The following is a 20,603-nucleotide window of genomic DNA, read 5'->3' on the forward strand; positions in this document are numbered from 1 at the left end:
TCTTCGCCCCCCGCCCCGATCCTGGATGCCGCAGAACGGGTGCGGGGTTCCGATGGACGACTTGATCGCCGATTTCCTGACCGAGACGGGCGAGGGGCTGGCTGGGCTGGACGCCGCGCTGCTGCGGCTGGAGCGCCATCCGGACGATGCCCGGACGATCGGCGAGATCTTATCGCCTGATCCACACCATCAAGGGCACCTGCGGCTTCCTGGGCCTCTCCCGCCTGGAGAAGGTGGCCCATGCCGGGGAGAACGTGCTCGGGCGCTATCGCGAGGGCTCGCTGTCCGTCACCTCGGGTGGGGTGTCGCTGATCCTGCGGGTGGTGGACCGGGTGCGGGAGATCATGACGGGACTCGAGGCCACGGGGGCCGAGCCCGCCGGGGACGACGCCGCCCTCATCGCCGAGTTAGATGCGGTTTTCACGGGCCAAGTGGCGCCGGAGGATGCCCCGGCGGCCTCTCCGGAGCGCGCTGTCCCAGTGGCCGTGGTCGAGGTGCCGGCTTCCGCCGGCAAGCGGCGGGTGGCGAAGCCCGCCACCGCCAAACCGCGCCGCGCGAAAGGCGCGCCTGCCGTTGCCCCGGCGGAGCCTTTGGAAGCCCCGCCTGCAGTGCCGGCACCCGCCGCGGTGGAACCCACTGCAGCACCGGCCGGCGAGGCCGTGGCCGTCGCCCAGACGCTGCGCGTGAACGTGGACGTGCTGGAAAGCCTGATGACCCTCGTCAGCGAGCTGGTGCTGACGCGCAACCAGCTGCTGCAGCTCTCCCGAGCGCGCAATGACGGCGCGCTCTCCGGCCCGCTGCAGCGCCTCTCCCACATCACATCCGAGTTGCAGGAGGGTGTGATGAAGACGCGCATGCAGCCAATCGGCAATGCCTGGAAGGGACTGCCTCGGCTGGTGCGCGACCTCTCGCGTGAGCTCGGCAAGAAGATCGAGCTGGAGATGCGCGGCGCCGAGACGGAACTCGACCGGCAGGTGCTGGAGCTGATCCGCGACCCGCTGACCCATATGGTCCGTAATTCCGGTGACCACGGCCTCGAATCCCCCGCGGACCGTCGCGCCGCGGACAAGCCGGAGGTCGGGACCGTCACACTCAACGCCTATCACGAGGGCGGACACATCATCATCGAGGTGGGCGATGACGGGCGCGGCCTGGCGGTGGAGAAGATCCGTGCCAAGGCGCTCTCCCAGGGACTCGCGACCGAGCAGGAGCTGGCGGGCATGGGGGAGCGCGACATTCAGCGCTTCATCTTCCGCGCCGGCTTCTCGACCGCCGCTGCCGTCACCTCCGTCTCTGGCCGGGGCGTCGGCATGGATGTGGTGAAGACGAATGTCGAGAAGATCGGCGGCACTATCGACCTGCGCTCACGCGAGGGCAAAGGCACCACCTTCCTCATCAAGATCCCGCTGACATTGGCCATCGTCTCCGCCCTCATCGTCGAAGCCGGCGGCGAGCGCTTTGCCGTCCCGCAGATCGGCGTGGTCGAGCTGGTGCGCGCGGGCGACGGCGTCGCGCATATCAAGGACGCACTGGTGCTGCGGCTGCGCGACCGGTTGCTGCCGCTCGTCTCGCTGTCGCGGCTGTTGCGCCTTGACGAACGGCCGGGGGAAGCGGATGGCGGCGGCTTCGTTGTCGTCACCCAGGTCGGGCAGAACCTGTTCGGCATTATCGTCGACCGCGTCTTCGACACAGAAGAGATCGTGGTGAAGCCGGTGGCGCCGATCCTGCGCCATGTCACCATGTTCAGCGGCAACACCATCCTCGGCGACGGATCCGTCATCATGATCCTGGACCCGAACGGCATCGCGCGTGCCACAGGTGTCGGCGCGGAGGGCGTGCAGGAGGAGGCACGGCGCGGCGCCGCCATCTCCAGCGCATCCTCGGCCGAGCGCATGTCGCTGCTTCTGTTCCGGGCGGGGGATGGCGCGCCACGCGCCGTGCCGCTGGGGCTGGTGGCACGGCTGGAGGACCTGCCGGGCGAGCGCATTGAAATGTCGCATGGCCGACCGGTGGTGCAGTACCGCGGCGCGCTGATGCCGCTGGTGCCCATGAGCGACAGCTGGATACCGCCTGCGCCCGGCAGCCGCCAAGCCGTGCTGGTCTTCAATGATGGCGACCGCGCCATGGGGCTGGCGGTGGAGGAGATCCTCGACGTCGTCGAGGAGGCGCTGAAGATCGAGAACGGCCAGGACCGCGCGGGCTATCTCGGCACGGCGGTGATCGCCGGGCGCGCGACCGAGGTGATCGACTGTGCCTGGTGGCTGCGCCAAGCGGGCGACGACTGGTTCGGCGGCAAGCGACCCGCCGCGCGCCCAGCCCGCGTGCTGGTGGTGGAGGACAGCGCCTTCTTCCGCAACATGCTCGTCCCCGTGCTCGGCGCCGCCGGCTATGAGGTGGTGGCGGTGGGCAGCGGTGCGCAGGCGCTGAAGCTGCGCGAGGCTGGCGAAACCTTCGACGCCGTGATTTCCGATATCGAGATGCCGGAGCTGGACGGGCTGGGGCTGGCGCGCGCCGCGCGGGACGGCGGCACCTGGCACACGACGCCGATGATCGCCCTCACCTCACGCCAGGAGCCTGAGGCGGAGCGGCGCGGCCGCGAGGCGGGCTTCGACGAATACGTGCCGAAATTCGATCGCGACGCATTGCTGGGCGCGCTGCGCGGCCGCTTGGCCGCCAGCCAGCACTGAGAGGACAACGCCATGCAGACCGAACTCGCCCCAGCCCGCCGCGCCACCGCGGCGGTGTCCACCGAGCACGGCGTGCTGACCCTGACGGTTGCCGGCCAGCTTTGCGGTGTGTCCGTCCTGTCGGTGCGCGACATTCTGGGCCCGCAGACCATCACGCCGATCCCACTTGCCCCGCCCGAGGTGGCGGGCGGGCTGAACCTGCGCGGCCGCATCGTGACGGCTGTGGACCTGCGCCGCCGCCTCGGCCTGTCACCGCGCGAGGCCGCTTCGCCGCCGCCGATGAGCGTGGTGGTGGAGGTGGGCGGCGAACTCTACGCGTTGCTGGCGGATTCGGTCGGTGATGTGCTGGCCCTGCCGGATGCCAGCCTGGCACCGAACCCGCCGACGCTGGACCCGCTGTGGCGCGATGTCTGCGCCGGCATCCACCAGGACGTGCCGGTCCATGCCGGCGACGCCCGGCTTCTCATCATGCTGGACGTCGAGCGCGTCCTGGACATCAGCTGAGGGAGGCGATGGAGATGCCTGACTGCCTTGTGGTGGATGACAGCCGGACGGTGCGACGCGCCGCGCGGCGGATGCTGGAGGCGCAGGGCTTCTCCGTGCGCGAGGCGGAGGATGGGCAGCAGGCGCTGGAAGCCTGCCGCGCTGCCCTGCCGACCCTCGTGCTGCTGGATTGGAACATGCCAGTGATGGACGGCATCACCTTCCTTCGCCTGGCGCGCGAGGAGTTCGGGCCGGACGAGCCGCGCATCATGCTCTGCACGACGGAGAGCGACCTTTCCCGCATCATTGCGGCGCTCGAGGGAGGCGCGCAGGAATACATCATGAAGCCCTTCGACGACGAGATCCTCGCAGGCAAACTCGAAGTGCTGGGGCTGCTGCCCAACGAGGCGGCGTGAGCGGCGCCGCAACGGGCGCCCGGCCCGTCCGCGTGATGCTATGCGACAACAGCGCGACGGTGCGCGGCATCCTCGGCCGGCTGCTCGGCGCCGATCCTGCCATTGAGGTGGTGTCGCGCGTGGGCGACGGGCGGCAGGCGCTCGATGCCCTGGCCGTGGCCCGTCCCGACGTGGTGCTGCTCGACCTCGAGATGCCGGTCATGGACGGCATGACGGCCCTGCCGCTGCTGCTGAAGACCGAGCCGCGCCCGATCGTCATCGTCGCCAGTGCACTGACGCAGCGTGGCGCTGCGGCTGCGATGGCGGCGCTGCGGGCCGGGGCTTCGGACTACATCCCCAAGCCAGGCGCAAGCGGAGGCGGGGCGCTGGACCCGGTTTTCCGTGCCGAGCTGCTGGAGAAGGTGAAGGGTTGGGCGCGGATGCGCCGTGCCCCTGCGGCGGCACCTGTGACGCGGGCGCCGGCGCCGGCCCCTGCATTGGCCGCCCCGCTGGTGGTGCCTGGGATGGTGGCTGTGGGATCCTCCACCGGCGGTCCGCAGGCGTTGGCAGCCTTCCTCCGCGCCTTGGTGGTGCCGCCTGCCGTACCGATGGTGATCGTGCAGCACATGCCGGCGGGCTTCACGACCATGCTGGCCGACCATCTGAACCGTGTCGGGACGCTGCGTGTCTCGGAGGCGAAGGATGGCGAGGCGCTGCGGCCCGGCCATGCCTATCTCGCGCCCGGGGACCGGCATCTGCTGGTGGAGCGCGGTCCGGGAGGGCTGATCGCACGGCTGCGCGACGACCCGCCGGAGCATTTCTGCCGCCCCGCCGTGGACCCGATGCTGCGCAGCGCCCAGCGCGCCTGCGATGGGCGGGTGCTGGCCGTCATCCTTACGGGCATGGGGCAGGACGGGCTGGCGGGCTGCCGTGCCCTAGCCGCTGCCGGCGGAACGGTGCTTGCACAGGATGAAGCCTCCTCCGTGGTCTGGGGCATGCCCGGTGCGGTGGCCCGCGCGGGGTTGGCGCGGGAAGTGCTGCCGCCGGAGCGGCTGGCGGCGCGGGTCGCGGCGATCGCCGCTGGGCCGGGGAGGATGGCATCGTGAGCGCAGCGGGTTTCGAGACCATCGCGGCGCTCGTCCGCGCGCGCTCCGGGATCGTGCTGGGGGCGGACAAGGCTTATATGCTGGACACGCGCCTGGGCGGGCTGATGCGCGAGCATGGCCTGGCGAATCTGGATGCGCTGGCGGTGAAGCTGCGCGCAGTTGGCAGCGAGCGCTTGGCCAGTGCCGTGACCGAGGCGCTGACGACCAACGAATCCTTCTTCTTCCGGGACGGCAAGCCCTTCGACCATCTTCGGCGCCTGCTGCCCCGCCTTGCCGCCGCACGGCCCGCGACGCAACGGCTACGCGTCCTCTCCGCCGCCTGTTCTACGGGGCAGGAGGCCTATTCCGTTGCCATGGTCGCCGAGTCGCTCGGCCTTGCCGCCCGGCTGGAGATCCTGGGGACGGATCTGAGCCAGGAGGTGGTGCGCCGTGCGCGGGAGGGCCTCTATTCCCAGTTCGAGGTCCAGCGTGGCCTGCCGGTGCAGATGCTGGTGAAGCATTTCCGCCAGGAAGGCGGCCAATGGCGGATCTCGCCCGCGTTGCGTGCCATGGCGCGGTTCGAGACCGGTAACCTGATGGCCGATCTCCGTCCGCTCGGCACCTTCGACGTGATCTTCTGCCGCAACGTGCTGATCTATTTCGACGCCCCAACCAAGACGCGTGTGCTCTCCGGCTTGGCGGACCGGCTCGCGCCCGGGGGGGGTACTGTATCTCGGCGGCGCGGAAACGGTGCTGGGCCTGACGGACCGCTTCGCGACCATCGAGGGTGAGCGCGGCGTCTATGCGCCCGTCGGCCACATGGCGCTGGCGGGCTAGGCGGCGCGAGGCAGGGCTGTTCCCCGGCACGTGATGAGCCAGGGTGGTCCTCTCCCCATTGGGAGAGGGGGCCAGCCGGGCTGTGCCGGGACCGTTCCTTGGCGCGCGGGCGGGCGCGGTCTTCGGTCAGGCCGCTGCCTGGGCCGGGCTCGGGGTGACCAGCCCGGCGGAGGAACGTAACGGGGAGGAGACAGGATCCCGCAGCACGTAGCCGCGGCCCCAGACGGTGCCGATCAGCTCCTCGCAGCCGGCCTGGGCGAGCTTCTTGCGCAGCTTGCAGATGAAGACATCGATGATCTTCACCTCCGGCTCGTCCATCCCGCCATAGAGGTGGTTCAGGAAGGCCTCCTTCGTCATGACCATGCCCTTGCGCAGGGTCAGCAACTCGAGGATCGCGTATTCCTTGCCGGTCAGGTGCACGGCGCGTCCGGCCACGCTCGCCTCCCGCGCGCCGAGGTCCAGGGTCAGCCGGCCCACCGAGACATTGGGCTGGGCGAAGCCCTTGGTGCGCCGAACGATTGCCTGGATGCGGGCGATTAGCTCCTGGCTGTCGAAGGGCTTCACGATGAAGTCGTCCGCGCCAAGGCCAAATCCCTTCACCTTCGCGCCTGGGCGGGAGACGCCCGAGAGGATCAGCACCGGGGTGGTACTACGCCCGGCCCGCAGGCGGCGGACCACTTCGTAGCCCTCCATGTCGGGCAGCATCAGATCCAGCACGACAATGTCGTAGTCGTAGAGCCGCGCCAGCTCCAGGGCCTCTTCGCCGGTGTCGGCGCTGTCCACGATCATGCCTTGGGTCTTGAGCATCAGGGTGATGCCCCGGGCGGCCGTCAGATCATCTTCAACCAGCAGGACACGCATTTTAGTGTTCTCCCCTCGTTCCTGATAAATTAGGACAACTTTTGCGCGAGTAAGGAAAGAGCTTTATCACTCCTTGGTCGTATCAATTTGTGGAATAGCGGACTAAAAAATGACACGGATTGATCGCCCGCTTCGCTCAAAGCCTCTTTCGATCGTGACTTAATCGAAAAAATTCAATGATGTAGTGGGGTTTGGACGGGTTGGCGGCGTTCAGGGTTCGTGCCTTGAGGTGACAGGTCTTCATCCGCCCCCTGCTATCGGAGGTTGCGTCAACATCCGTGGGATGTCCCGCGAATTGATGCAGGCGGAGGTCGTGTGCGTCCGCGGCGGCATGGCCCTCGCCGTGAGCCGGCATGGACTGGATGGGCTCGCAGTCGGTGCGCGGGCCGAGCTTGCAGGGCCGCTTTCCCTGCACCCTTGCGACGCCTGGCTTGGTCGGGTTCTCGACCCCTTGGGGCGTCCGATCGATGGTTTGGGGCCGCTTCCGTATGGCCCCGTGGCCCGCCCTCTACGCGCCGCTCCGCCTCAGGCCGGAACTCGCGCCAGGCTGGGGCCGCGACTCGATCTTGGCGTCCGGGCGCTGGATGCCTTTGCCACCTGCCGGCGCGGTCAGCGACTCGGCCTTTTCGCCGCCTCCGGCGTCGGCAAGTCCAGCCTCATGTCCATGCTGGCACGCCACGCGGATTGCGATGTCGCGGTGATCGGCCTGGTCGGGGAACGCGGGCGCGAGCTGCGCGAGTTTGTCGAGGATGATCTCGGGGCGGCTGGCCTCGCGCGCAGCGTCGTGGTCTGCGCCACTTCCGACTCGGCACCGTTGATGCGGCGCGACGCCGCACTTGCCGCCATGTCGGTGGCCGAGCACTTCCGGGACCAGGGCCGGCGCGTGCTGCTGATGATGGACAGTGTCACGCGCTTCGCCATGGCCTTGCGCGAGATCGGCCTGTCCGCCGGGGAGCCGCCAGCCACGCGCGGTTTCCCGCCGAGCGTCTTCGCCGAACTGCCGCGCCTGCTGGAGCGTGCCGGCCCGGACCCCGAGGGCTGCGCCGGTTCCATCACCGGCCTCTTTACCGTGCTGGTGGAGGGCGACGACCATGACGAGCCGATCGCCGATGCTGTGCGCGGCATATTGGACGGGCATGTCGTGCTGGACCGGCGGATCGGGGAGGGCGGCGCTACCCGGCGGTGGATGTCCTTCGCAGCCTCTCCCGCACCGTGCCGGGCTGCCTGGAGCCACCCGAGAGGGAGATCCTGGCCCGCGCGCGTCGTATCCTGGCGCTGCACCGGGACATGGCGGACATGGTGCGGCTGGGAGCCTATCGCACCGGCAGCGACCCGGCGGTGGATGAGGCGGTGCGGCTCGCCCCGTTGATCGAGGAAGTGCTGCGTCAGGGCAAGGAGGAGGCGGGCAGCGTCGCCGGCGCTTTTGCCGCCCTTGCTATCGCCATGGGTCCGCCGGAATGAGGCGCGACCCGCTGGCCGTGCTGGCCCGTCTGCGCAGTGCCGAGGTGATGCTGGCTCGCCGCGACCTGGCCGGGGAGGCGGCCATGGGCGACGCCGCCGAAGCCTGCGAGGCAGAGGCGGAGAGGGCGCTGAGGGAGGAAGCGCAGCGGGGCGGGCCTGACTATGCCGCCTGGCTGCCCCGTGGGCTCGGGCAGCGCGACGCAGCAGCCAGGGAGTCCTATCAAGCCGCACGGCGGGCGGCGGAGGCCGCCGCCGTGCTCGCCGCTGCCCGCGCGGCCGAACGAGCCGTGGAGCACCTTGCCTCGGCCCGTGCCGCGGATGCCCGGCGCGAGGCCCTACGGGAGGAGCAGCGGCGGCTCGACGAGGCTGGCTCGCGCAGGGCGCCACGCGGCGTCGGCGGAAGCGCCTGACTTACGCCGCGCCAGATCAGCAGCCCCAATCCTGATCGCCTGCAGCCCTGCCGCCGGGCGGAATGGGGTTGGTGGCCATGGCGGCGTCGAGCAGCGCCGGGGCCTCCCCGATCGCCGCATACAGCTCCGCATAGTCTCGGATCACGAAATAGACCGGCTGCACATCGTCGATGCGATAGGCGCTGCGCAACACCCGCACCATGTCGAAACGCAGCCGGCGTGGCGTGTCGGAGAGCGCGTGCAGCGTCTCGGTGCGCGAGGATAGGATGCCGGCACCATAGGCGCGCAGCCCGCCGCGTTCGGCGATCAGCCCAAACTCCACCATGAACCAGTAGAAGCGGGCGAGCGGTGCGAGCTGGCCGCGCTTCTCCGCCTGCAGGCCGAGATGGCCATAGGCTTCCAGGAAATCCGCGTAGTCGGGCTGGGTGAGCAGCGGCACATGGCCGAGGAAATCGTGGAAGATGTCCGGTTCCACGATGTAGTCCAGCTCCTCCGGCTTGCGGATCCAGTGCGTGACGGGGAAGCGGCGCTTCGCCAGCAGGGCGAAGAACTGCGCATCCGGCAGCAGGCCGGGGCAGGGGACCAAGCTCCATCCTGTCGCCGCGCGAAGGATGGCGGAGGCCCTCTCCAGCGTCGGCACCATCTGGTCGCAGCGGAGCCGGTCCAGCCCTTCGAGCCAGGCAGAGGCAGCACGGCCGGGATAGATGGCGCGCTGCCGGGCGACGAGCGTGCGCCAGGTGGCATGATCCGCTTCGGAGCGCTCAATCACGGTATCCGGTAGGGTGCCATCGGGCCGCGCGCGGTCGTAATCGCCGCGCAAGCCTTGGGGCAGAGTGGCTGTGCCGATCACGCCGGTGGTCGGCTGGATGGTCCCTCCCATGATGTTCTCTCCCGCTGCGTTTCCGATGGGCAAGGCTAACCACTCCGGAGGAGTGAAAATCAGCGAAGGTCGGCGCCAACGAGGCTATTGTGAGCGGTATTCACCAGGGACATGCGCGAGGATGGCGAAAGACGCTCCGGAACTGGATCAGATCGATCGGCGCATCCTGCGCGCCCTGCAGCGCGATGGCCGCCTGCCCGTGGTGGCCCTTGCCGAGCGCGTCGGCCTGTCTCCCACCCCTTGCCAGCGGCGCGTACGGCGGCTGGAGGAGACCGGCGTCATCGCCCGCTACGCCGCCGTGCTCGATCCCGCGCATGTCGGCCTGCCGCTGCAGGCCTTCGTGATGGTTGCCCTGTCGAGCCATGCCGAGGAGGTGGTGGAAGGCTTCCAGAAGGCGCTTTCTGCCCGGCCCGAGGTACTGGCCGCCTACGCCATGAGCGGCGAGATGGATTACCTGCTGCACATCCTGGCCGCCGATTTCGAGGCCTATGCCGACTTCGCCATGAAGGCGCTGCTGCGGATGCCGGGGGTGAAGGAAACGAAATCCTCCTTCGTCTTGACCGCCCTCAAGCCGCCGGGAGAGGTTCCCGTCTGAAAACGGGAACGTCCATGGACAGCGTCGCGCGCCACATCCTCGATCTGTCACGGCGCGGGCTGCTGCGGGGGGCGACGGCCATGGCGGCGCTCGCCGCGACCCGCCCTGTCTTCGCGCAGCGCGTCGTGCCCATGCCGGTGTTCCAGTCCGATCCCTTTCCGCTCGGCGTCGCATCCGGCGATCCTTGGCCGGATGGCGTGGTGATTTGGACGCAGCTTTCCCAGGACCCGCTCGGCGATGGCGGCATGCCGCCAGCCGCGCTGGAACTGCGATGGGAGGTTGCGGAGGACGAGGGCTTCACCCGCATCGCCGCCCGCGGCGCCGCGCTGGCGAAGCCGGAGCTGAATCATTCGCTCCGCGTGGAGGTCACGGGCCTGCGCCCCTCCGCCACTTATCACTACCGCTTCATCGCCGGCGGGGCGGCCAGCCCGGTGGGCCGCACCCGCACTGCGCCGGCACCGAATGCACGCCCGGCCCGGATGCGCTTCGTCAGCGCGGGCTGCCAGCACTACGAGCAGGGCCTCTTCACCGCCTGGCGGCATGTTGCCGGGGAGCCCGACCTCGACTTCGTCTTCCATTACGGCGACTACATCTACGAGCGCGGCGCCAGCGTCGGGCGCAGCGGCAACTTCCCCGCCATCCGCAGCCACAACTCCCCGGAGGTGCGGACGCTGGAGGCCTACCGGCGCCGCTACGCGCTCTACCAGCTCGATCCGGACCTGCGCGCGGCGCATCATGCGCATCCCTTCCTCATGTCCTTCGACGACCATGAGGTGGAGAACAACTGGGCGAGCGTGACCAGCGGGCGCGGCACTCCGCCGGAACAGTTGGCCCTGCGCAAGGCCGCCGCCTTCCAGGCTTGGTACGAGGCCATGCCGCTGCGCCCCTCACAGGTCCCGCAAGGGCCCGACATCCTTGCCCATCGCGGCTTCCAGTGGGGCACGCTCGCCTCGGTCTCGGTGCTGGACACACGCAGCTTCCGCGACGACCAGCCCTGCGGCGACGGGGTGAAGCCTGCCTGCGACGAGGTGCTGAATCCCGCCGCGCATGTTCTCGGCCCGGCGCAGGAAGCCTGGCTCTTCGGCCGCCTCGCCCAGGCGGAGGCAGTCTGGAGTATCCTGGCGCAGCAGGTGATGATGATGCGGCGCGATGTCGGCGGCGCGGATGCGGAGGATCACCCGCGCTACGACATGGACAAGTGGGACGCCTATCCAGCCGCCCGTGCCCGGCTGCTGAACCACGTGCGCCAGGCGCGCGTGCCGAACCTGACCGTGCTAACCGGCGACATTCACACGGCCTGGGCCGGTACGCTGCGTCCGGATTACGACCGGGATGGTCCAGCGGTGGGGGTGGAATTCGTCTCCACCTCGATGTCCTCGGCGGGCGATGGGCGCGAGATCTGGGCTGGCCCGCAGCGGGCGCTGGATCGCAATCCCCATATCGCCTTCTTCAACGGCCGCCGCGGCTACACGCTGATCGAAGCCGATGAGCGCCGGATGGAGACGCGCTTCCGTGCCGTGCCCTATGTCTCCCGTCCCGGCGCGCCGCTGGAGGACCGGGCGCGCTTCATGGTTGAAGCCGGCAGGGCTGAGTTGATCCGGGTGGGCTGAGGTGGACCGGCCGCTGGCCCCGGCCTAGCCTCTCCGCAACGATGCGAGGAGGAAGGCGTGGCCAGGATAGGCTTCGTGGGGCTGGGCAATATGGGCGCGCCCATGGCCCGCAATCTCGTGAAGGCGGGGCATGAGGTCGCCGTCTTCGATCTTTCCGCCGAGGCGATGCGGCGGGTGGAAGGCGCCCGCCCGGCAGCCTCGGGCGCAGAGGCCGCGGCGGGGGCGGAGTTCGTCATCACCATGCTCCCGGCCGGTAGGCATGTGCGCGACGCCTGGCTGGGCGCGGGCGGCATGGCCGCGGCCGCCGCGCCGGGTGCCGTGCTGCTGGACTGCTCCACCATCGACGTGGCGACGGCGCGCGAGGTGGCCTCCGCCGCCGGTCACCCTTTTCTGGACGCGCCCGTCTCCGGCGGCGTGATGGGGGCGGAGGCCGGCACGCTCACCTTCATGGTGGGCGGACCCGCCGATGCCTTCGCCCGCGCCCAGCCGGTGCTGCAGGCGATGGGCCGCACGATCGTCCATTGCGGCGAGGCCGGCGCGGGGCAGGCGGCCAAGGCCTGCAACAACATGCTGCTGGCCATCAGCATGATCGGTACCTGCGAGGCCTTCGTCCTGGCCGAGAAGTTGGGCCTCTCGCATGAGGCGCTGTTCGAGGTGGCGTCCAAGTCCTCGGGCCAGTGCTGGTCGCTGACCACCTATTGCCCCGTGCCTGGCCCTGTGCCGGCAAGTCCCGCCAACCGCGACTACAAGCCCGGTTTCGCCGCCGCGCTGATGGTGAAGGATGTCAGCCTGGCGCAGCAGGCGGCCAGGGAAACCGGGGCTGCCACGCCGATGGGCGCGCGGGCGCTGGAGCTCTACCGCCTCTTCGTGGAGCGCGGTGGGGCTGAGGCCGATTTCTCCGGCATCATCCGCATGTTGCGGGACGGCTGCTCACCGCCAGCGGCGATGCATCCACAGCCACTGGCCGGGATGCTCGCGGATCCAGCCGGCGATAACGTCGTTGACCGCCTGTGTGGCGGCAGCCACGTCGATTAGTCCCTCGGCGTCGCGCGGCAGCGGGATCGGATCGGTCAGTTCCAGCTGGAAGCGGCCATTCGGCAGACGGATGGCCCGCGCGCCGCGCACCGGGCAGTCGAAGCGGCGCGCCAGATTGGCCAGCAGCGGGTTGGCCTGGGCGGGCCGCCCGAGGAAGTCGATGCGCGGGCCGCGGCCGAAGCGCTGATCCACCACCATTCCCACCACCGCGCCTCGCTGCAGTGCCTTGGCCAGTTTGGTCGGCGCCATCAGCCCGGCCGGGATCAGCTCGCCCATCAGATCCCGGCGCAGCGCCAGGATGGCTTCCGCCACCGGGCGGCTGTTCGGGGTGCGGTAGAGCACCGCCGCATCCAGCCCGTGCTTGGCGGCGGCAACGGCCGGCAGTTCCCAGTTCGCCAGATGCGCGGCGAAGACCAGCACGGGACCGCCGCTCTCGCGCAGTTCGGCGAAGCGGGCGAAGGTTGAGTCATCCACCTGGATGTGCGCCTTGGGGTCGCGTGCCTCGGTCAGATCCCAGATCGTCTCGATATGCACGTATTCGCAGGCGACGCGGCCAAGATTGTCCCAGGCTTCGTCGGCGATCCTGCGATGCCAGGCCGCGTCCTTCTCCGGGAAGGCGGCGGCGATGTTGTCCATGGCGATGCGGTGCGCGGAGGTCAGCGGCCCCAGCCGCCGCGCCAGCGCGGCGCCCACCCGCGGCCCGAGATCCGGGCCGAGCGCGCGCGGCACGGCGAAGCCCAGCCGCGTGAGGGCGGACAGCGCGGCGTCCGCGGGCCCGCGTTTCGCCATGCTCAGATGGTGACCACGATCTTGCCGAAGACACGGCGGCTTTCCAGCCGGTCCAGCCCTTCAGCGAAATTCTCCAGCGGGATCACGCGGTCCAGCACGGGCGACATGCCGCCCGCCATCTTCGCCAGCCCGTCCGCGACATTGCGCATGGAGGCGCCGAAGCTGCCGAAGATGCGGAGCTGGCGCTGGAAGATCATCATCAGGTTCGTCTCGGCCGAGACACCCGAGGTGCTGCCGCAGGTGACCAGCCGCCCGCCCATCTTCAGCGCGAGCAGCGAGCCCGACCAGGTGCTGGCGCCGACATGCTCGAACACCACGTCCACGCCCGCCTTGTTCGTCAGGCGGCGGGCGATAGAGGCGAAGTTCTTCTCGTTGTAGTTCACGACATGGTCGGCGCCGAGGGCCCTGGCCTTCTCGCATTTCTCGTCGTCGCCGGCGGTGGCGATCACGGTGCAGCCAAGCGCCTTGGCCTCCTTGATCGCGACGGTGCCGATGCCCGAGCCCGCGGCATGGATCAGGATCGTCTCGCCGGGCTGCAGCTTCGCATTGTCGAACAGCATGTGCTCGACCGTGGAGAAGGTGATGGCGGCGCAGGCGGCGTCATTCGTGCTCACGCCGTCCGGCACGCGCACCAGCAGGCGGGCCTGCTGGTTCACGAACTCCGCCGCGAAGCCGTCAAGATGGAAGCCCATCACGCCGGAGACGTTCTCGCAGAGATTGTCGCGGCCCTCGACGCAGGCGCGGCAATGGCCGCAGGTCTGGGCGCCGTAGGGGGCCACGCGGTCGCCGATCTTCCAGCCCTGCACGCCCTCGCCGAGCGCGACGACTTCGCCCACGGCTTCCGCGCCGACGCAGATGGGAAGCTTGCGCTGGGTGAAGGCCATGCCGCGCCAGCCCCACACGTCGATGTGGTTCAGCGCGATGCCATGCATCCGCAGCCGCACCTCGCCCGGCCCGGGCGGCAGCGGCTCGGGAATGTCCTCGAGGCGCAGGTCACGATCGCCATGAAGGCGCAGCGCACGCATCAGGCGGGCTCTCCGGAAAGCACGAGGCAGACATTCTGCCCGCCGAAGCCGAAGGAGTTGGACAGGACATGCTTCACCGGAGCATCCCGCGCCACGTTGGGCACCACGTCCAGCGTGATGTTCGGATCCGGCTCGTCATGGTTGATGGTGGGCGGCAGGCGCTGGTCGCGGATGGTCAGCAGCGAGAAGGCTGCTTCCAGCGCGCCTGCGGCCGAGAGGGTGTGCCCGATCATGCTCTTGTTGGAGGAGATCGGCGGCGCGTTTTCGCCGAACACGGCGCGCATACCGAAATTCTCCATCTTGTCGTTCTCCGGCGTGCCCGTGCCATGGCCGTTCACGTAGGAGACCTGGTCCGGCTCGAGCCCGGCATCGTCCAGCGCGTTCTTCATCGCGCCGACGATGGCGCGGCCATCCGGATTGGAGCGTGTGCGGTGGAAGTTGTCCGCCCGCTCGCCACAGCCGGAGACGAGGCCGAGAATCTTCGCGCCGCGCGCCTTCGCCGCGTCGTAATCCTCCAGCACCAGCGCTGCCGCGCCTTCGCTCATCACGAAACCGCCGCGGTTCTTCTCGAAGGGGCGGGAAGCCTTTTCAGGCTCCTCGTTCCGTGTGGACAGGGCGGAGAGCAGCGAGAAGCGGATGAGCGCTTCCGCATGAACGGAGGCATCCGCGCCCACCGCGATGCAGGCGTCGCACTCGCCGCGCTGAATCGCCTCGACGCCAAGCTGGATGGCGGAGCCGCCGGTGGCGCAGGCGGTGGTGAGGGAGATCGGCGCGCCGCGCGTGCCGAAGCGCGCCGCCAGGCGCTCGCCGACGCCGCCGAAGAGGAAGGTCTCATAGATGTCGTGCCGCCCCGCGCTCGCTCCGGTCATGGCGGCATAGGAGGGGGAGCCGGCCTGACGAGCCAGGTCGAAGCGGTTCGGCCACTCCACCTCCACGGGCGGCATGCCGAGGAAAAGCGGGCCCGGGAAGCTTCCCTTGGCGCCGATGGCGGCCGCCGTCACCGCCTCCTCGATCGCGAAGCCCGCCATGCGTTCCACCCGCATCGGGCTCGTGAAGGTCTCGCCACCCGTCTCCTCCGGCAGGTCCACGCAGCCGGCGATGGTGGTCTTCAGGTGGTCGGTCGGAAAGCGCGTGATGCGCCGGATGCCGGACTGCCCGGCCAGCAGGCGGGACCAGTTGTCCTGCAGGCCGAAGCCGAGGGAGGTGACGGCGCCGATGCCCGTCACCGCCACGAGGGGACGCCCGAGATGATCGCGCATCAGTTCTTCTCCGCGCGGGAGAGGGTGGCGAGCGCCTCGCCGCGCCACTGCCCAAAGCCCGTGACGAGGATGCGGGACGGCGCCGCGGCTTCCCCGGCATCGGCGGGATCCATGGCCGCGTAGAAGCCGCCGCGCGAAAGAGCCAGAGCGGCCAGAGCCACATGGGCCGGGAAGGCGCCTTCCACCCCATGGCCGATCAGATTGGCCGGGCGCCGCACAGGGGCGTCCAGCCCGCGCAGGAAGTTTTCTTCCTCCGCCCAGGCCTCCGGCGCGCCGGAAGCGCCAGAGATCACGGCATCCACGCCCGTGGGCGCCACGCGGGGCAACAGGGCACGGGCGGCTTCCGCCGCATCCCCCGGGGCGGTGCGGCGGGAGGCATCGCTCGCCACGGCATCGAGCCGTGCCAGGACCCGCGCGCCACGGGCCCTCGCATGCTCCGCCGTCTCCAGCACGAGGAAGCCGGCCATGCCGCCGAGGATCATCCCCCCCTGGCCAGCAACGGGGCGTTCGGAGAGGGGCTTGTGCGGCCCTTGCCACATGCCGTCCTGCCCACGGTAGAGCAGCAGCATGTCCCAGCGCTGCGCCGTGAAGGCGCCGCCGACCAGGGCGATCTCGCCGCGGCCTTCGGAAAGCCGCGCATGGGCGATGCGCAGCGCGTCCGCCGCCGCGCTCTCCTCGCCCATGAAGGTGCGGGAGGAACCGGTCACGCCATGGACGATGGAGATGTTGCCGGCGAGCAGGTTGGAAAGCTGCGCGAGGAAAAGGGTGGGGCGCAGCCCGGTCGCCAGCAACTCGTTCAGCCGCGAGCCCGTGTCGTTGCTGTTCGCCAGCTCGGCGTTCACCTGCTCATCCAGCGGCACGTCGCGCTCGCCGCCGCCGGCGGCGACGATCAGGTGCATGTCGTCCACCAAGTCGCGTGCCCCGGCATCGTCGATCGCCAGGCCCGCTGCGTAGGTGCCCAGGCGCTGCCAGGGCTCCATCTGCCGCTGGTCGCCCTTCTTCGGGATCTGTGTGTCGAGGCTCAGGGCGGGGAGGGGATGCACGGTCCAGGGCGCGTAGCTCGCCTCGTCCACCACGGGCTTCGCGCCGACCGAGAGCGTCTCCCAATGCGCATCCGGTCCCTCGCCAAGGGCGGAGACCAGCCCGATCCCACTGATGACCACATCACGCCGGATCATGCCGCATGCCCCGGAAGGCCGATCCGCACGGCATTGGCGCGCATGGCGGCCTCCAGATCCGGATGGGGGAAGGGCATGGAGCGCAGCAGGATCTCGGCATCCGCAATCCGCTTGCCCCCGCTCGTCACCCGCGCCTCGGTCACGGTGTAGCCAGAGCCGTCATGCGTAACCTTGGAGGTGACGTCGAGCGGTGCGTTCGGTCCGACAAAGTTCCGGAACTTCGCTTCCTTCACGGACATCAGGAAGGGCATCTGCGCGAAGCCGTTGCGCCCGAGGATGAGCCAGCCGCTCGCCTGCGCCATGGTTTCCACCAGCAGCACGCCTGGGACCAGCGGGTGACCGGGGAAATGCCCCTCGAAAACCGGCGATGCCTCGGGCACGCGGCTCTCCACCTGGATGGTGTCACCCTCGAGCGACACGATCCGATCGATCATCTGGAAATATTCGAGGCGCATCGGCGGCGCCGCCTCAACCCTGCTTGACGGCGACCAGCTCGTCGATGCGGGCCGCGAGGTTCTTCATGACGAAGTAGTGCTCGGCCGGCTTCTCGCCCGCATTCACTTCCTGCGTCCACTTCTCCACCGGGACCTTGATCCCGAAGGCCTTGTCGATCGCGAAGACAATGTCGAGGAAGTCCAGGCTGTCGATCCCCAGGTCCTCAGTCACATGGCTGTCCGGCGTGATGCTGTCGCGCGCGACCTCGCTGTTCTCGGCGATGATGTCGGCCACCTTGTCGAAGGTGGCGGTGGTCTCGGCAGCCATGGGGCGGCTCCTGGTCAGGCACGCCGGGCGCGGCCTTGAAGGGCCGGGCAGGGGCGGGGGTCTTGATGATCGGCGCGGGTGATGGACCGGAATGGGGTGCGAAGTCCAGGGGCGGCGGCGCCCCGCCCGGCGGCCGCCTCCCGATATCGTGAGGATTCAAGACTTTGTCGGGGAGGCCGAATGGCGGTGTCGTTCCACCTTCGGGCCGATGCGCCTCGTCCTGCGGCATTTCGGCGGGCCGAGCCTTCGCAGGACCGGGAAGACCTCGGTGGCGTGGCCCGGCAACATGTTCCACCAGGCGCGGCACCTGACCAGGGCCGGGCGCCGCGCGAGAGGAGGCGGCGCTGTCGCTCGGGCGTCAGCGCGCCTCCAGCATCCCCCGGACCCGCTGCGCCAGCGTGTCGATCGCGAAGGGCTTGGTGACCAGCTCCATTCCCGGATCGAGGAAGCCGCCGTTGATCGCCGCATTCTCGGCATAGCCCGTCATGAACAGCACCTTCAGGGCCGGGCGGTGCTGGCGGGCCGCATCCGCCAGCTGCCTTCCGTTCAGCCCGGGCAGGCCGACATCGGTCACCAGCAGGTCGATCCGCTCGCGCGATTCCAGGATGCGGAGGCCGGCGGGGCCATCCGCCGCCTCGATCGCGCGGTAGCCGAGCTCGGAGAGCACCTCCACCACGAGATTCCGCACGGCGGTCTCGTCCTCGACCACCAGCACGACCTCACCTCGTTCCGAGGGGCGGGGCGCCTCGGTGGTGGGAAGCGCATCCTCGGCATCCGAACCCTCGCCATAGTAGCGGGGGAGGTAGAGCTTCACCGTCGTGCCCTGACCGAGGTCGGAATAGATCTTCGCATAGCCCTCCGATTGGCGGGCGAAGCCATAGACCATCGACAGGCCGAGTCCCGTGCCCTGGCCGATCGGGTTGGTGGTGAAGAAGGGCTCGAAAGCCTTCTCGATCGTGTCGCGGCTCATGCCCACCCCGGTGTCGGAGACACAGATGCACACATACTGGCCGGGCCGCAGGTCCCGGGCGCGGGCGACATAGGCGTTGTCCAGATGGGCGTTGCAGGTCTCGATGGTGAGCTTGCCGCCGCCCGGCATGGCATCCCGCGCATTGATCGAGAGGTTGAGCAGCGCGCTTTCCAGCTGGTGCGAATCGCACAGCGTCAGCCACAGCCCGCCGGCGGTCACGATTTCCAGCTGGATGCTCTCGCCGATGGTCCGCCGCAGCAACTCCTCCATCGAGGCCACCAGCCGGTTGCTGTTCACCGGCTTCGGATCCAGCGGCTGGCGGCGCGAAAAGGCGAGGAGGCGGTGGGTGAGGGCGGCCGCGCGATTGGCCGAGGTGATGGCCGAGGAGACGAAGCGCTCGATGTCCCCTGTACGCCCCGCTGCGATCCGCCGCTGCATCAGGTCCAGGCTGCCGATCACGCCGGTCAGCAGGTTGTTGAAGTCATGCGCGATGCCACCCGTCAGCTGGCCGACGGCCTCCATCTTCTGCGATTGGCGCAGCGCCTCTTCCGTCGCCCGCAGCGCCTCGGCCGCCTCCTTCTCCGCCTGGATATCGCGGCCGACGGCATGGATGAAGCGTTCGTCCGGCACCGCCGTCCAGGACAGCCAGCGATAGGTCCCGTCCTTGTGCCGGTAGCGATTTTCGAAGCGCAGCGTGGTGATGCCCTGGGCGAGCTTGCCGACCTCGGCGAGCGTGGCCTCGATATCCTCGGGATGGACCAGCTCCAGGAGGCTCGCGCCGATCAGCTCTTCCCGTCCCCAGCCGTGCGTCGTCGTCCATGCCGGGTTGACCGCATCGATCCGCCCCTCGAAGTCGGCCACGAGCATGATGTCGGTGGAAAGCCGCCACATGCGGTCGCGGTCGCGCGTGCGCTGCTGGATCAGCACCTCCAGCTCCTCGCGCGAACGGGCGAGGGTCTCGCGCGCCTCGACGATCTCCTGGATGTCGGTGCAGACGCCGATCCAGCGCTGGATGACGCCCTCCTCCCGGTTCGGCAGGGCCCTGGCAAGCCACCATCGATAGCTGCCATCAGCGGCCCGCAGCCGGAGTTCCGTCTCATAGGGCGTGCCCGTCGTCGTCGACTGCGCCCAGCGCGCCCCGGCGGCATCCTGGTCCTCGGGATGCACGAAGGAAGTCCAGCCCGCGCCATGGGTCTGGATCGGCATGGCGCCCGAATAGCTGTACCAGCGCGGGCTGGCATAGTTGAGTGTTCCATCCGGCGTCGCCGTCCAGAGGAAGCCAGGCACCGCTTCCGCCACCTCCCGGAAGCGCGCCTCGCTCTCGGCGAGGGCGCGCTCGGCCTCGCGCTGCGCCGTGCGGTCGCGCAGCACCTTGACGAAGCCCACCATGTCCCCGGCATCGTCCCGCAGCTGGGTCATCTCGCCCGTGGCCCAGAAGCGCTCGCCGCTCGCGCGGAGGTGCCAGCGCTCGTCCGGCGCATGGCCGTGCGCGAGGGTCTGGCGCATCTCCTCGGCGAGGCGCCCGGCCGCCAGGTCTTCCGGTGTGAAGATCCGGGCCGAGGTTTGGCCGAGCATCTCTTCCTCGGTCCAGCCGAAGGTCTGGCGCGCCCCCTCGTTCCAGCTTGTGATGCCGCCTTCCAGGTCGCTCACGATGATTGCGTAATCGGTGACGCTGTCGAAGACCTGATGGGCCCGCGCCTCGCTGTCGCGCAGGGCGCGGATGGCCAGGGCCTGCTGGGTCGTTTCCGTGCAGGGACAGAAGAAGCCCTCGATCACGCCGCCCTCGCCGCGGATGGGCGTGTAGGAGAAGGCGAAATGCGTCTCCTCCGGATAGCCCTTGCGCTCCATCATCAGGAGGATGTCGTCCATATGGACGGGCTTGCCGGAATAGGCCTGCTCGACGATCGGGATCAGATCCGCCGCGATCTCCGACCAGACCTCCAGGAAGGGCCGGCCGAGCGCCGCGGGATGCTTGCCGGCGAGGATCTCGGCATAGCCGCCGTTGTAGAGGAGCCTGCGCCCGGGACCCCAGACGACGAACATCGGCTGCTGGGCACCAAGCATCACGCTCACAAGCGTCTTCAGGGATTGCGGCCAGCGCTCCGCCGGCCCGAACGGGGTGGCGGCCCAGTCATGCGCGCGGATCAGGGCGCCCAACTGGCCACCATCAGCCATGAATGAAAGCATGTTCAATCAGTTGTTAGGGATCGGGCACGGCCGGGCGGCATCCGCCGAAGCCCGCCTTGGCGGCGGGGAGAGGAAGTCTCCGGCAGAAGGCCTG

At 69.5% G+C, this 20,603-nt stretch carries 19 protein-coding genes and 1 pseudogene; 11 read left to right on the plus strand and 9 right to left on the minus strand.

Going from position 1 to position 20,603, the window contains the following annotated elements:
* The first annotated feature begins 146 nt into the window (after positions 1-146).
* Genes GSE44_RS06915 through GSE44_RS06935 form a run of 5 tightly spaced genes read left to right on the plus strand, consistent with a single transcriptional unit; the run spans position 147 to position 5,441 of the window.
* Positions 147-2,687, plus strand: coding sequence for a hybrid sensor histidine kinase/response regulator (locus GSE44_RS06915; RefSeq protein ID WP_328799055.1), 2,541 nt, complete (start codon positions 147-149; stop codon positions 2,685-2,687).
* 12 nt (positions 2,688-2,699) lie between these two features.
* The gene (locus tag GSE44_RS06920; RefSeq protein ID WP_159348060.1) at positions 2,700-3,191 is read left to right on the plus strand and encodes a chemotaxis protein CheW; all 492 of its coding nucleotides are present in this window, start codon (positions 2,700-2,702) and stop codon (positions 3,189-3,191) included.
* Positions 3,192-3,205: 14 nt separating this feature from the next.
* Positions 3,206-3,586 carry a response regulator gene (locus GSE44_RS06925; protein WP_159348061.1) on the plus strand — a complete coding sequence of 127 codons (381 nt, stop codon included), beginning with the start codon at positions 3,206-3,208 and terminating at the stop codon, positions 3,584-3,586.
* The gene (gene cheB / locus GSE44_RS06930; RefSeq protein ID WP_457852158.1) at positions 3,583-4,671 is read left to right on the plus strand and encodes a chemotaxis-specific protein-glutamate methyltransferase CheB; all 1,089 of its coding nucleotides are present in this window, start codon (positions 3,583-3,585) and stop codon (positions 4,669-4,671) included. The genes GSE44_RS06925 and cheB overlap by 4 nt, the downstream gene beginning before the upstream one ends.
* Entirely contained in the window at positions 4,668-5,441 is a 774-nt protein-coding gene (locus GSE44_RS06935; RefSeq protein WP_408015093.1) for a CheR family methyltransferase, read from the plus strand. The genes cheB and GSE44_RS06935 overlap by 4 nt, the downstream gene beginning before the upstream one ends.
* A gap of 172 nt (positions 5,442-5,613) precedes the next feature.
* Here the strand turns inward: GSE44_RS06935 and ctrA are convergent, their stop codons facing one another.
* Positions 5,614-6,348: a response regulator transcription factor CtrA gene (ctrA, locus tag GSE44_RS06940; protein WP_159348062.1), complete on the minus strand. Its 735-nt coding sequence runs from the start codon at positions 6,346-6,348 to the stop codon at positions 5,614-5,616.
* A 229-nt stretch (positions 6,349-6,577) separates the two neighbouring features.
* Between ctrA and fliI the strand changes: the two are divergent.
* From fliI to GSE44_RS06950, 3 genes and pseudogenes are all read left to right on the plus strand, one after another.
* Positions 6,578-7,453 (plus strand): annotated as a pseudogene (gene fliI, locus GSE44_RS06945) (flagellum-specific ATP synthase FliI); the annotation flags it as partial.
* 77 nt (positions 7,454-7,530) lie between these two features.
* Positions 7,531-7,809 (plus strand): hypothetical protein, encoded by a 279-nt coding sequence (locus GSE44_RS26750; RefSeq protein WP_457852159.1) that lies wholly within the window; start codon positions 7,531-7,533, stop codon positions 7,807-7,809.
* Positions 7,806-8,219: a hypothetical protein gene (locus GSE44_RS06950; protein ID WP_159348063.1), complete on the plus strand. Its 414-nt coding sequence runs from the start codon at positions 7,806-7,808 to the stop codon at positions 8,217-8,219. The genes GSE44_RS26750 and GSE44_RS06950 overlap by 4 nt, the downstream gene beginning before the upstream one ends.
* Positions 8,220-8,235: 16 nt before the next feature.
* Here the strand turns inward: GSE44_RS06950 and phhA are convergent, their stop codons facing one another.
* Complete coding sequence (gene phhA / locus GSE44_RS06955; protein ID WP_159348064.1) at positions 8,236-9,099, minus strand: phenylalanine 4-monooxygenase; 864 nt, start codon at positions 9,097-9,099, stop codon at positions 8,236-8,238.
* 121 nt (positions 9,100-9,220) lie between these two features.
* On the opposite strand from phhA, the gene GSE44_RS06960 reads away from it, so the two are divergent.
* Genes GSE44_RS06960 through mmsB form a run of 3 tightly spaced genes read left to right on the plus strand, consistent with a single transcriptional unit; the run spans position 9,221 to position 12,339 of the window.
* A complete protein-coding gene (locus GSE44_RS06960; RefSeq protein ID WP_159348065.1) occupies positions 9,221-9,694 on the plus strand; it encodes an Lrp/AsnC family transcriptional regulator in 474 nt (157 codons plus the stop codon).
* A gap of 14 nt (positions 9,695-9,708) precedes the next feature.
* Entirely contained in the window at positions 9,709-11,304 is a 1,596-nt protein-coding gene (locus GSE44_RS06965) for an alkaline phosphatase D family protein (RefSeq protein WP_159348066.1), read from the plus strand.
* Positions 11,305-11,361: 57 nt separating this feature from the next.
* Positions 11,362-12,339: a 3-hydroxyisobutyrate dehydrogenase gene (gene mmsB, locus GSE44_RS06970; protein ID WP_159348067.1), complete on the plus strand. Its 978-nt coding sequence runs from the start codon at positions 11,362-11,364 to the stop codon at positions 12,337-12,339.
* Here mmsB and GSE44_RS06975 read toward each other — a convergent pair.
* The 7 genes from GSE44_RS06975 to GSE44_RS07005 all read right to left on the minus strand — a co-directional run bounded on the left by GSE44_RS06975 (position 12,235) and on the right by GSE44_RS07005 (position 20,497).
* Positions 12,235-13,128, minus strand: coding sequence for a lipid A biosynthesis lauroyl acyltransferase (locus tag GSE44_RS06975; RefSeq protein ID WP_159348068.1), 894 nt, complete (start codon positions 13,126-13,128; stop codon positions 12,235-12,237). The two genes, mmsB and GSE44_RS06975, sit on opposite strands and share 105 nt — an antisense overlap.
* A gap of 2 nt (positions 13,129-13,130) precedes the next feature.
* Positions 13,131-14,153 carry a zinc-binding dehydrogenase gene (locus GSE44_RS06980; protein WP_159348069.1) on the minus strand — a complete coding sequence of 341 codons (1,023 nt, stop codon included), beginning with the start codon at positions 14,151-14,153 and terminating at the stop codon, positions 13,131-13,133.
* Positions 14,153-15,412 (minus strand): beta-ketoacyl-ACP synthase, encoded by a 1,260-nt coding sequence (locus GSE44_RS06985; RefSeq protein ID WP_159348070.1) that lies wholly within the window; start codon positions 15,410-15,412, stop codon positions 14,153-14,155. The genes GSE44_RS06980 and GSE44_RS06985 overlap by 1 nt, the downstream gene beginning before the upstream one ends.
* The gene (locus tag GSE44_RS06990) at positions 15,412-16,590 is read right to left on the minus strand and encodes a beta-ketoacyl-ACP synthase (protein WP_159348071.1); all 1,179 of its coding nucleotides are present in this window, start codon (positions 16,588-16,590) and stop codon (positions 15,412-15,414) included. The genes GSE44_RS06985 and GSE44_RS06990 overlap by 1 nt, the downstream gene beginning before the upstream one ends.
* Positions 16,587-17,045: a 3-hydroxyacyl-ACP dehydratase FabZ family protein gene (locus GSE44_RS06995; RefSeq protein ID WP_159348072.1), complete on the minus strand. Its 459-nt coding sequence runs from the start codon at positions 17,043-17,045 to the stop codon at positions 16,587-16,589. The genes GSE44_RS06990 and GSE44_RS06995 overlap by 4 nt, the downstream gene beginning before the upstream one ends.
* Before the next feature lie 13 nt (positions 17,046-17,058).
* Entirely contained in the window at positions 17,059-17,352 is a 294-nt protein-coding gene (locus GSE44_RS07000) for an acyl carrier protein (RefSeq protein ID WP_159348073.1), read from the minus strand.
* Positions 17,353-17,710: 358 nt separating this feature from the next.
* Positions 17,711-20,497: a hybrid sensor histidine kinase/response regulator gene (locus GSE44_RS07005; protein WP_235924602.1), complete on the minus strand. Its 2,787-nt coding sequence runs from the start codon at positions 20,495-20,497 to the stop codon at positions 17,711-17,713.
* Positions 20,498-20,603: the final 106 nt, after the last annotated feature.

This window comes from Muricoccus harenae (assembly GCF_009848505.1).
Taxonomy (GTDB): Bacteria; Pseudomonadota; Alphaproteobacteria; order Acetobacterales; family Acetobacteraceae; genus Roseomonas; species Roseomonas harenae.

Coding starts and splice junctions, on each gene's coding strand:
- GSE44_RS06915 (WP_328799055.1), top strand. CDS start 147: ATGCCCGGACGATCGGCGAGATCTTATCGCCTGATCCACACCATCAAG.
- GSE44_RS06920 (WP_159348060.1), top strand. CDS start 2,700: ATGCAGACCGAACTCGCCCCAGCCCGCCGCGCCACCGCGGCGGTGTCC.
- GSE44_RS06925 (WP_159348061.1), top strand. CDS start 3,206: ATGCCTGACTGCCTTGTGGTGGATGACAGCCGGACGGTGCGACGCGCC.
- ctrA (WP_159348062.1), bottom strand. CDS start 6,348: ATGCGTGTCCTGCTGGTTGAAGATGATCTGACGGCCGCCCGGGGCATC.
- GSE44_RS06950 (WP_159348063.1), top strand. CDS start 7,806: ATGAGGCGCGACCCGCTGGCCGTGCTGGCCCGTCTGCGCAGTGCCGAG.
- phhA (WP_159348064.1), bottom strand. CDS start 9,099: ATGGGAGGGACCATCCAGCCGACCACCGGCGTGATCGGCACAGCCACT.
- GSE44_RS06960 (WP_159348065.1), top strand. CDS start 9,221: ATGGCGAAAGACGCTCCGGAACTGGATCAGATCGATCGGCGCATCCTG.
- GSE44_RS06965 (WP_159348066.1), top strand. CDS start 9,709: ATGGACAGCGTCGCGCGCCACATCCTCGATCTGTCACGGCGCGGGCTG.
- GSE44_RS06975 (WP_159348068.1), bottom strand. CDS start 13,128: ATGGCGAAACGCGGGCCCGCGGACGCCGCGCTGTCCGCCCTCACGCGG.
- GSE44_RS06980 (WP_159348069.1), bottom strand. CDS start 14,153: ATGCGTGCGCTGCGCCTTCATGGCGATCGTGACCTGCGCCTCGAGGAC.
- GSE44_RS06985 (WP_159348070.1), bottom strand. CDS start 15,412: ATGCGCGATCATCTCGGGCGTCCCCTCGTGGCGGTGACGGGCATCGGC.
- GSE44_RS06990 (WP_159348071.1), bottom strand. CDS start 16,590: ATGATCCGGCGTGATGTGGTCATCAGTGGGATCGGGCTGGTCTCCGCC.
- GSE44_RS06995 (WP_159348072.1), bottom strand. CDS start 17,045: ATGCGCCTCGAATATTTCCAGATGATCGATCGGATCGTGTCGCTCGAG.
- GSE44_RS07000 (WP_159348073.1), bottom strand. CDS start 17,352: ATGGCTGCCGAGACCACCGCCACCTTCGACAAGGTGGCCGACATCATC.
- GSE44_RS07005 (WP_235924602.1), bottom strand. CDS start 20,497: ATGGCTGATGGTGGCCAGTTGGGCGCCCTGATCCGCGCGCATGACTGG.